This window comes from Mucilaginibacter sp. L196 (assembly GCF_009765905.1).
Taxonomy (GTDB): domain Bacteria; phylum Bacteroidota; class Bacteroidia; order Sphingobacteriales; family Sphingobacteriaceae; genus Mucilaginibacter.
In genome coordinates this window covers 155097-163930 of record NZ_LMUO01000009.1, presented here as the reverse complement: position 1 = coordinate 163930, position 8834 = coordinate 155097, and the positions used below count along the sequence as shown (strand labels likewise).

General features: G+C 43.0%; 10 protein-coding genes and 1 pseudogene. 7 read left to right on the top strand and 4 right to left on the bottom strand.

Annotated features, from left to right (window positions below; all coding sequences use genetic code 11):
* Window positions 1-121: 121 nt before the first annotated feature.
* Window positions 122-502: pseudogene (locus GSQ74_RS04200) on the bottom strand (hypothetical protein); the annotation flags it as partial.
* Between the two features lie 76 nt (window positions 503-578).
* Window positions 579-899 carry a hypothetical protein gene (locus GSQ74_RS04195; protein ID WP_158990385.1) on the bottom strand — a complete coding sequence of 107 codons (321 nt, stop codon included), beginning with the start codon at window positions 897-899 and terminating at the stop codon, window positions 579-581.
* 160 nt (window positions 900-1059) lie between these two features.
* Here GSQ74_RS04195 and GSQ74_RS04190 point away from each other — a divergent pair, with 160 nt between their 5' ends.
* The 6 genes from GSQ74_RS04190 to GSQ74_RS04165 all read left to right on the top strand — a co-directional run bounded on the left by GSQ74_RS04190 (window position 1060) and on the right by GSQ74_RS04165 (window position 6164).
* Window positions 1060-1653: a GDSL-type esterase/lipase family protein gene (locus GSQ74_RS04190; RefSeq protein ID WP_158990383.1), complete on the top strand. Its 594-nt coding sequence runs from the start codon at window positions 1060-1062 to the stop codon at window positions 1651-1653.
* Window positions 1654-1717: 64 nt separating this feature from the next.
* Window positions 1718-2446 carry an esterase family protein gene (locus GSQ74_RS04185; RefSeq protein ID WP_158990381.1) on the top strand — a complete coding sequence of 243 codons (729 nt, stop codon included), beginning with the start codon at window positions 1718-1720 and terminating at the stop codon, window positions 2444-2446.
* A gap of 114 nt (window positions 2447-2560) precedes the next feature.
* Complete coding sequence (locus GSQ74_RS04180) at window positions 2561-2965, top strand: energy transducer TonB (protein ID WP_158990379.1); 405 nt, start codon at window positions 2561-2563, stop codon at window positions 2963-2965.
* Window positions 2966-3198: 233 nt separating this feature from the next.
* On the top strand, window positions 3199-3759 hold the full coding sequence (gene efp / locus GSQ74_RS04175; RefSeq protein ID WP_158990377.1) for an elongation factor P: 561 nt from the start codon (window positions 3199-3201) through the stop codon (window positions 3757-3759).
* Window positions 3760-4247: 488 nt separating this feature from the next.
* Window positions 4248-5012, top strand: coding sequence for an SDR family NAD(P)-dependent oxidoreductase (locus tag GSQ74_RS04170; protein ID WP_158990375.1), 765 nt, complete (start codon window positions 4248-4250; stop codon window positions 5010-5012).
* Window positions 5013-5255: 243 nt separating this feature from the next.
* A complete protein-coding gene (locus GSQ74_RS04165) occupies window positions 5256-6164 on the top strand; it encodes an AraC family transcriptional regulator (protein WP_174236909.1) in 909 nt (302 codons plus the stop codon).
* Between the two features lie 8 nt (window positions 6165-6172).
* Here the strand turns inward: GSQ74_RS04165 and GSQ74_RS04160 are convergent, their stop codons facing one another.
* Window positions 6173-6796: an alpha/beta hydrolase gene (locus GSQ74_RS04160; protein WP_158990372.1), complete on the bottom strand. Its 624-nt coding sequence runs from the start codon at window positions 6794-6796 to the stop codon at window positions 6173-6175.
* 1 nt (window position 6797) lies between these two features.
* Window positions 6798-7733, bottom strand: coding sequence for a ring-cleaving dioxygenase (locus GSQ74_RS04155; RefSeq protein ID WP_158990370.1), 936 nt, complete (start codon window positions 7731-7733; stop codon window positions 6798-6800).
* 308 nt (window positions 7734-8041) lie between these two features.
* On the opposite strand from GSQ74_RS04155, the gene GSQ74_RS04150 reads away from it, so the two are divergent.
* Window positions 8042-8641, top strand: a complete 600-nt coding sequence (locus GSQ74_RS04150) for a Crp/Fnr family transcriptional regulator (protein WP_158990368.1) — start codon at window positions 8042-8044, stop codon at window positions 8639-8641.
* Window positions 8642-8834 lie beyond the last annotated feature (193 nt).

Below are 8834 nucleotides of genomic sequence, written 5' to 3'. Positions count from 1 at the left end.
TTGGAAAGGCTATTCCTTCTTTCAAACCATTGCTATCGGTTACAAACACGCGAATAACAGCCCTTGATTTTGTGGGTTAACTTAAACTCGAAGAGAGCCCTGAGGAAAACAAAATATCTCATCAATTAGTAATAAACTTTTGCACCACCCCATAAGCAACTGCCGACGGGTTATACATACACTGCAATTTAGTGGGGCCACTTGTAAACTGCCCGCTCATGGCAACCACAAGTTCATAATCCACCTCCGAAATACCACGAGGTAGCGATTCGGCAAATGTATCCAAACCGGTATCCCTAACTGATTTGTAGTAACCAAAGCCATTGCTGTATTGGTAACCGCTAATGTTGTCCGCAGGTTCAAACGCCGCGGCGCGCGGGTCACTGATATGCACAAAGGTTAACCTTGATGCAGTCTCAATAGTCAACTTTACCTTAACCTTATCGCCAACATTTAAAACGGCACCTGGCGCTAAGGCTACCCATCCCTTAACTTTATCACTAACATAAAATTGTTTTTTATGGTGATGGCTTTATTAAGGGTATCTAAACGGTTGGGTTCTGCAAAATAATACCAGGTTACATCGCTATCAGCGTATCGACAAAAGCACTGTTCCGAAAATATAAGCTATCTTCCGCACGCAGATCCTTAATTGCCATCAAGTCTCTCAGGCTGCGGCAAAACATAACGTCATCCTTCAAGTCGGCTGCCTGTTGTTTAACTACTTCTAAATCCTGTTTTACTTGCTGCAGGTCCTCTTTTTTGCTGATCGCTTTTTCAAGCTTTTCAATTTTAAGGCTGCTTAATGTATCTGCTTTATCCTGCCCTTTAGCTGTTAAAGTATAAAACGGAATTAGCAGGAATACGAGATAAGGTAATAATGGTGATTTAGATATCATTTGTTCAGGCTTTTGGGATTACTAATATATATGTTTTATTAGTATGATGCAGAAATACCCCATATTCCATAACCGATGATTGTGAGTACAGAATATCCCGCAAAAAACTACTTCTTTCAAATCATTTATTTAGGTTTGGCAATACTTAATAACAGCAATAATGTTTTGGTATGAAGATGAAATAAAGCGTTTAGAAAAGCAGCGCACCGATATGAATTATCAACCGGAAACGCTGTTTTACGGAAGTTCTTCTATCAGACTATGGACTGGACTGACTGATGATTTCCACGACTTTAAACCTGTTAATCTTGGGTTTGGCGGCTCTACGCTGGCTGCATGCACCTGGTTCTTCGACCGCGTTATGACTGGATATCAGCCCAAAAGGTTGGTTTTGTATGCCGGGGATAATGATTTAGGGGATGGACGGCACCCGGAAGAGGTTTTTATTTTTTTTCAGGAGCTTGCTGAAAGAGTAACACGGCGATTTGGTTCATTACCTTGCTATTTCATCTCTTTAAAACCAAGTATTAACCGCTGGCCCATAGTTAGTCAGTTCAACTATACTAATGAAATAATTGCCGCTGAAATCAAAAACAATCACCCGGATTGGCGATGGATAGATATTTTTAGCGCGATGCTAAATGCCGACGGCCGCCCTAATGCCGAATATTATTCAAACGATGGCCTCCACCTAACTGAAAAAGGTTACCTGATTTGGAAAAACATCATCCAAAACGCGCTAATAAGCAGATAATTAACCTATTATTGATCTCTAATTAATATATTAGGGGGATATTTCGGGAAAATTAACCTAACTTATGAACAGGGAATATCACCGGTGGTATAGCAACCATCTCGGGCGGGATATGGAGCTACTGGTTTTTGGTCACGCGGGGAGAGCCGTGCTGTTTTTCCCACCGCGTATGGGCCGCTTTTATGATTATGAAAACTGGGGCGTTGTTGCCTCGCTTGCTGATCGTATAAACGATGGTGAACTACAACTCTTTTGTGTAGACAGCGTAGATGAGGAAAGCTTTTATAACGGATGGTCGCACCCCGACGCGAGGATCAACCGCCATTTACAGTACGAGCAATATATTCTGTGCGAAGTACTGCCCCTCATGAACACCAAAAAACCGGATAATGATTTCGAAGCCGCGGGCTGTAGCATGGGCGCTTACCATGCCGCTAACATCGCGCTAAAGCACCCGCACCTGTTTAATAAACTTGTTTGTATGAGCGGCAGGTATGACCTTACCCGGTCGGTTCAATGTTTTAGGGACTTATTTGATGGTTACCACAATGAAAACATTTACTTTAACATGCCCCGCCAGTTTGTAGCCAATATGCACGATGAATGCTTGCTGGCAAATATTCGCCGGCTCGATATGCTGCTGGCAATAGGTGAAACTGACCCTTTCAAAAATGACAACTATGAATTTAGCGAATTGCTTGGCTGGAAGGGTATCAACCACCAATTTCATACATGGCACGGTTACGCGCATGCCCCCCGCAGCTGGCGAAAGATGGTGCAGCTTTATCTGTAAAAGTCTGTTATCTAACAGTAAGTCTTGATACCACTTAATGATTTCTGAAGAATATAATAGGTAATAATTTGGTTACCACTTGTTTTCGGGCGAAATTGGGGATATATTTATCGAATGAGAAAACCCCTACTTGTCCTTCTGTTGCTGTCGTTCGTAATAACGGCAAAAGCACAGCAGAACAATAAACCTACCGACGCCGCATCCGGACAATCCCAAAACGCAAACCTGGAAACCACACCCGAGCCAACGGGAGGAATCGACGCGTTAATGAAGTATATGAAAAAGATTGATAATCGCGAGTATAATGGCGCCCAAACCGGCAAGGTAACGTTAAGTTTCGTTGTTGAAAAAGATGGCAGCTTAACAGGCTATAAAGTAGTACACTCACTTAATACTGAGGCTGATGCTATAGCTATCCAGGTTTTAAAAGACTATAACCAAAAGTGGAAACCGGCAACCAAAAATGGCCAGCCTGTAAGTGCGCAATATACGATTGAGGCACCATTTGGAGTAAATTAACTGTACAGCATTATAACTCATCACTGGTCGAAGCTTATAGCTTCGATCTAAAATATTTTAAGCTTTCAGCTTACAAACGCTGTAGCTATTTCAACTTCTAGTCGGCATTTTCACCATAAGTGTCCTGTAGATAAAAAGGGTCATGCTGAGCGTAGTCCGAAAAAATCCAATCACACACTAAATACTTCCCATAACTTTATATCTTTGACCGCAAAATTTACAATCGTATTCTCATGGCAAAAGCATCTGAAGTTAAAGTAGGAAATATATTACGTTTTAACGGCGAACTGGTAACCGTTATAGAAGTTTTACATCGTACACCGGGTAAAGGCGGCGCATTTTATTTAGATAAATTCCGCAACATAAAAACCGGTAGAATTGTTGAAGCCCGTTTAGCTACCGACGAACAGGTTGAAATTTGCCGTGTTGAAACCAATGATTACCAATACCTATACGAAGAAGGCGATTTTTTTGTAATTATGGATAACACCACTTACGAGCAATTTAACATACCGAAAGCGTTGTTTGGCCCGGCTGCTAAATTTCTGAAAGAAAATATGGATGTTATCGTTTCATTCGAAAGCGAAGAACCAATTATGGCGCAAGCCCCTAACTTTGTTGAGTTAGAAATTACTTACACCGAACCGGCTGTTAAAGGTGATACATCATCGGGCGCGTTAAAAAATGCGACAACCGAAAATGGTATAGAAATTAAAGTACCTCTTTTTGTGAACCAGGGTGATAAAGTAAAAGTAGATACCCGCACCGGCGATTACGTTGAGCGCGTTAAATAAATAATTACAGACAGCATTTAAAGCCCTGCAAATTTGCGGGGCTTTTTTATTTAAAGGCGGTGCGGTGAAAATACCGATCATAACTAAAATCCCCTCCCTTGGGGAGGGGTGCGGTCAATGTCATTAAGTTAAGGGGGCGCCAAGCATATAGCCCCCTCTAAATCTCCCCCGGAAGGGGAGACTTTAGCTTCGCCCGCGTTTGTTTTTTTAAGTCCTCCCTACCGGGGAGGATTTAGGTGGGGCTTAACTTAATGACATTGGGGGTGCGGTCGCATGTGAGGTGGCAGGGAGGGGTTTATACACCAAGCAATCTGTTAAACCCCACCCTTCTCCCGCCCCAAGGCGGGAATCGCACAAGGCCAATGCTTTTTCACCTTCCAAACACCGACCACATCTCCCAATTATTTGAATTTCGCAAATAACCGATTGAATCCTTCAAACAAACAATTCAATTACTGCCCACCTTTGTATTATAATTTTAATACAAGATGGAAAACAAAAATAAAATAGCCCTTGTAACCGGCAGCAGTCGCGGGTTGGGTAAAGACATGGCTTTACGCCTTGCAGAAAAAGGCATTGATGTCATCATCACCTACAACAGCCAGGCACAAGATGCACAAGCTGTAGTAGCCCAAATACAGCAGTCAGGCCAAAAAGCCGCGGCACTGCAATTAAATACCGGCGACATCAAAAGCTTTGCTACTTTCGCCACGCAGCTACAAGCTGTTTTGCAAAACACATTTAACATAACCCACTTTGATTTTTTAGTGAATAATGCAGGTGTTGGCGGCTACTCCCCTTTTGCTGATGTAACCGAAGAACTATTTGATCAAATGCTGAATATTCATTTTAAAGGCGTTTACTTCTTAACACAAAAAATGATAACGCTTATGAACGATGGAGGCGGCATTGTTAACGTATCTTCCGGCCTTACCCGTGTTACGGTGCCCGCTTCCTCTGCTTACGCATCTATGAAGGGTGCTATAGAGGTTTTCACCCGCTACCTGGCTAAAGAATTGGGCGCACGCGGTATAAGGGCAAATGTTGTAGCTCCCGGCGCAATCATGACTGACTTCGGCGGTGCCCACCTAAGAAACAGCGAAGAACTGCAAAAATTCATCAGCAGCGTAACAGCTTTAGGCAGGCCAGGCGTGGCAGAAGACGTTGGCGGTGTAGTCGCTTTCCTATGTACCGAAGATGCGCGCTGGGTAAACGGACAGCGTATAGAAGTTGCCGGCGGTATGGCACTCTAATCTATAAAACACAAACAAACGAGACTAATCGATAGAAAATTGCTTTTAAGAATTCTAAGCGCTTTGTAGAGGGCTTTAATACCTCAATATAAAAGCCAGGCCCGGGCCTTGTGCGATACCTTTCCCTAGAATAGGGAAAGGAGGAGGATAGGGTAAAACTTTAAAAGCGATTTTCCTGGGCTAATCAAGCCTCGTTTGTTTGTATCCCTACCAAATGCCTAACTTTGAATATTACAAATACCGATGATCACTAATACCTCTCTCGACGACTTCTATAAAAGGAACGCGGCTCCGCTACCCAACGGCATCACGAAGGAGATAGGCCATTTTAATGTATTTGAAGCCGAAACCCTGTTCGATAAAAAAACAGGAACACGCATCATGCCTTACAGCCGCCGGGCATACTACAAAATAAGCTGGATACGTGGTAAAAGCAGGGCCGAATACGCCGATAAAGTAATTGATATTAACGAGAGCGCACTACTGTTCGCGACACCTAAAATACCCTACAACTGGATACCTGCCGACAGCGATCAAACCGGGATGTTTTGCATTTTTACCGCCGATTTTCTAACACCTCATAAAGCAGGTGTTAGTTTGGATGATTTGCCTATCTTTCAGCCTGGGCAGTTGCCGGTGTTTCAGCTTAGTGCGGAAGAAGTAAAGGAGATTGAATACATCTTCCGTAAGATGCACAAAGAATTAGGTGCCGACTATAAGTTCAAATATGACCTGCTGCGCAACCTTGTATTGGAACTCATCCACTACGGGCAAAAGCTACAGCCAATGCAGGCCATAAGCACTGCGCAAAATGCATCAGAACGCATCTCTTCCCTGTTTATTGAGTTATTGGAACGACAGTTCCCGCTGGAATCCATGAACCAACGCTTAAACCTGCGTACCGCCAAAGATTACGCCGACCGCCTGGCCGTACACGTTAACCACCTCAACAAGGTATTAAAGGAAGTTACCGGCCACACCACCACGCAAATCATCAGCAACCGGGTAATACAGGAAGCCAAGATCCTGCTTAAACAAACCAATTGGAACATTGCCGAGATCTCATACACTTTGGGTTTTGATGACCTTTCGCACTTTTCAAACTTCTTCAAAAAACAAACGTCCTTCACCCCTGTAACATTCCGGGCTTGATCTGTAATCTACGCGAATACTAACTGATTTGCCAGCTCAATCTCTTCACGTAAAATAGTATGCGGGCGGCCTTTAAAAACTTTAAGACTAACATCTGCACCTAAATTTTTCAATACCGATACACTTTCTTCCACCCTACTCAAAGGCACATGCGGATCAGGGTCACCTGTTGTAATTAGGATCGGCGTAGCAGCAAAATCACCTTTGTAGTTGTCTGTTACCAACTTTTCGCCTATTAATCCGCCTGTAAAAGCTACAGCGCCTCCAAAGCGTTTAGCATTGCGGGCAATATATTCCAAAGTCAAACAAGCGCCTTGCGAGAATCCGGCGAAGTAAATCTTATCAACAGAAATCCCGGCAGCAATAATATCTTCCACTGTTTGCCCGATAACTTCTAAAGCTGAATCCAGCGCGGGCTGGTTTTCTTCCACCGGTGCCATAAAACTATAAGGGTACCAGCTTTGATTAGCGGCCTGTGGCGCAAGAATCGCGAAATCAGTTAAATTAAATTCTGATGCAAGCGAAATAATGTTACGTGCCGTGCTGCCACGACCATGCAACATAACCAGCGCCCCCTTAGCTTGAGCTAAAGGGGTTCCGGCTGTTATAATTTGTTTTTGATGTGTGTACATGTTAAACTAGTGAAGGTAAAACTTGCTCTATCTGGTTGCGCTGCACTTCGTATTGTGCGGGCAGCATCAGGTGTGTACCTAACTCCTCTACAGATTCATCTACTGCAAAACCCGGGTTATCGGTAGCAATTTCAAACAAAACGCCTCCCGGTTCGCGGAAATAAAGCGAATAAAAATAATTCCTGTCGATCTTATCAGTAATATGCAAACCTAGTTTCTCAACACGATCTCTGTATTCCATCAAAGTTTTTTCATCCTTTACCCTAAAGGCCACATGGTGTACCGATCCACCTGCAACATGGCCTGCTACTTCGCCTGCAACCTCTACCAGGTCAACAATATTGGCGTTGTCTACATTATCATTTATAAACCTATAACGGTTCACATGTTGCTCCAGTAAACGGTAACCTAATACACCGGTTAACACATCGGCAGTCGGCTGCATTTTATTGGTGGTGATGGTAATATTATGAAAGCCTTTAAGCGCGTTCTCTGCTTTGATTTCGTCGGTTTCCCAAGGCAAACGGTTATCTTGTTTTTTGGCTACGGTCAATTCCAATTTCAACCCATCAGGATCTAATAATGATAAATATTGCTCGCCGAATTTTTCAGAAACTTTATTATAGATCACATTATGGTCTTCTAAACGTTTCAACCAAAAATCCAAACTATTTTCAGGCACAGAGTAACCGATCTCGGTAACCTGGCGTGCACCCCTCCTTCCAGCAGTAATGCCTTCCCATGGGAAAAATGTAAGAATAGTGCCGGGGGTGCCAACTTTATCGCCGTAATACAGATGATAAGTATTAGGGTCGTCAAAATTGACTGTTTTTTTAACCAGGTGCAAGCCTAATGTTTTAGTATAAAAGTCTACGTTGCGTTTTGCTTTTCCTGCAATCGCGGTGATATGATGTATTCCGTTTATTTGATTTTCCATTGTTTTATTGATTGATTGTTGATACAAATTTAAGCCAAATAACGCCCGGCAAACTTGATCTAGGATAAGAAATGATTTGGTTAGTAATACGCCACAATATTCAAAAAGTGCGCTTCATCCCCTCCCTTGGGAGGCGACTGGATGTGCGGTGGCAGGGAGGGGGTTATCCGCCAAGCATCAAACCCTACCCTCCTCCCGCCCCAAGGCGGGAATCGCACAAGGCCAATGCTCCTTTTTAATTTTCCGTACTCGTGTGGATTTAACCCCCCCATTTAGCTAATCCAAATTAAACCCGTATTTTAGTCACAATGTCAACCAACTTGATAATAGAAAGCATTACACGCCATATCCGGCTATCGAATGAAGAAAAGGAACATTTCATCAGCCTGCTTCAGCCTAAAATATATAAACGCAAGGATTTTATTTTGGAAGATGGCCAGGTTTGTAAATATTCCTATTTCGTAACTGCGGGCTGTTTGCGCGGTTTTACGGTAGACCATAATGGCTTTGAGCACGTGCTAAATTTTGCGCCCACAGGTTGGTGGATTGCTGATATGTACAGCCTGCTAACCCAAAAGCCTGGCATTTTAAATATCGAAGCTTTGGAAAATACCGAAGTGCTGTTGCTCTCCAAATCCCGGCAGGAAAAATTATATCACGATATACCACAGTTTGAACGGTTCTTCCGCATCATTACTGAAAATTCACTCGTATCTTACCAACAACGATTAATAGATAATTTAAGCCTTACGGCTGAGGAAAGGTATCATAACTTTTGCCGTCGATACCCAAGCCTGATCAATACCCTACCTAAAAAACAGATAGCGGCTTACATAGGTGTCACCCCTGAGTTTTTCAGCCGTATGCAGCGACAGATGCTGACTAAAGGAAAGAAACAGCAGGATTAATTTCTTATCCTACATCAAGTTTGGGGTTAATACATAGCGGTATATTTGGATTATAATTTAACAGATCATGGCACAAACCATTTATCATCTTGCAGCATCACGGGGTTTAGTAGACTTGGGGTGGCTTAAAAGTTACCATACTTTTAGCTTCGGCAATTATTACAACCCGGCTATGATGCACTTTGGCGCATTA

What these genes read in the sequence shown, in the direction of transcription:
- GSQ74_RS04170 (WP_158990375.1), top strand. Translation starts at nt 4,248, where the DNA reads ATGGAAAACAAAAATAAAATAGCCCTTGTAACCGGCAGCAGTCGCGGG.
- GSQ74_RS04155 (WP_158990370.1), bottom strand. Translation starts at nt 7,733, where the DNA reads ATGGAAAATCAAATAAACGGAATACATCATATCACCGCGATTGCAGGA.
- GSQ74_RS04160 (WP_158990372.1), bottom strand. Translation starts at nt 6,796, where the DNA reads ATGTACACACATCAAAAACAAATTATAACAGCCGGAACCCCTTTAGCT.
- GSQ74_RS04195 (WP_158990385.1), bottom strand. Translation starts at nt 899, where the DNA reads ATGATATCTAAATCACCATTATTACCTTATCTCGTATTCCTGCTAATT.
- GSQ74_RS04180 (WP_158990379.1), top strand. Translation starts at nt 2,561, where the DNA reads ATGAGAAAACCCCTACTTGTCCTTCTGTTGCTGTCGTTCGTAATAACG.
- GSQ74_RS04165 (WP_174236909.1), top strand. Translation starts at nt 5,256, where the DNA reads ATGATCACTAATACCTCTCTCGACGACTTCTATAAAAGGAACGCGGCT.
- GSQ74_RS04150 (WP_158990368.1), top strand. Translation starts at nt 8,042, where the DNA reads ATGTCAACCAACTTGATAATAGAAAGCATTACACGCCATATCCGGCTA.
- efp (WP_158990377.1), top strand. Translation starts at nt 3,199, where the DNA reads ATGGCAAAAGCATCTGAAGTTAAAGTAGGAAATATATTACGTTTTAAC.
- GSQ74_RS04185 (WP_158990381.1), top strand. Translation starts at nt 1,718, where the DNA reads ATGAACAGGGAATATCACCGGTGGTATAGCAACCATCTCGGGCGGGAT.
- GSQ74_RS04190 (WP_158990383.1), top strand. Translation starts at nt 1,060, where the DNA reads ATGTTTTGGTATGAAGATGAAATAAAGCGTTTAGAAAAGCAGCGCACC.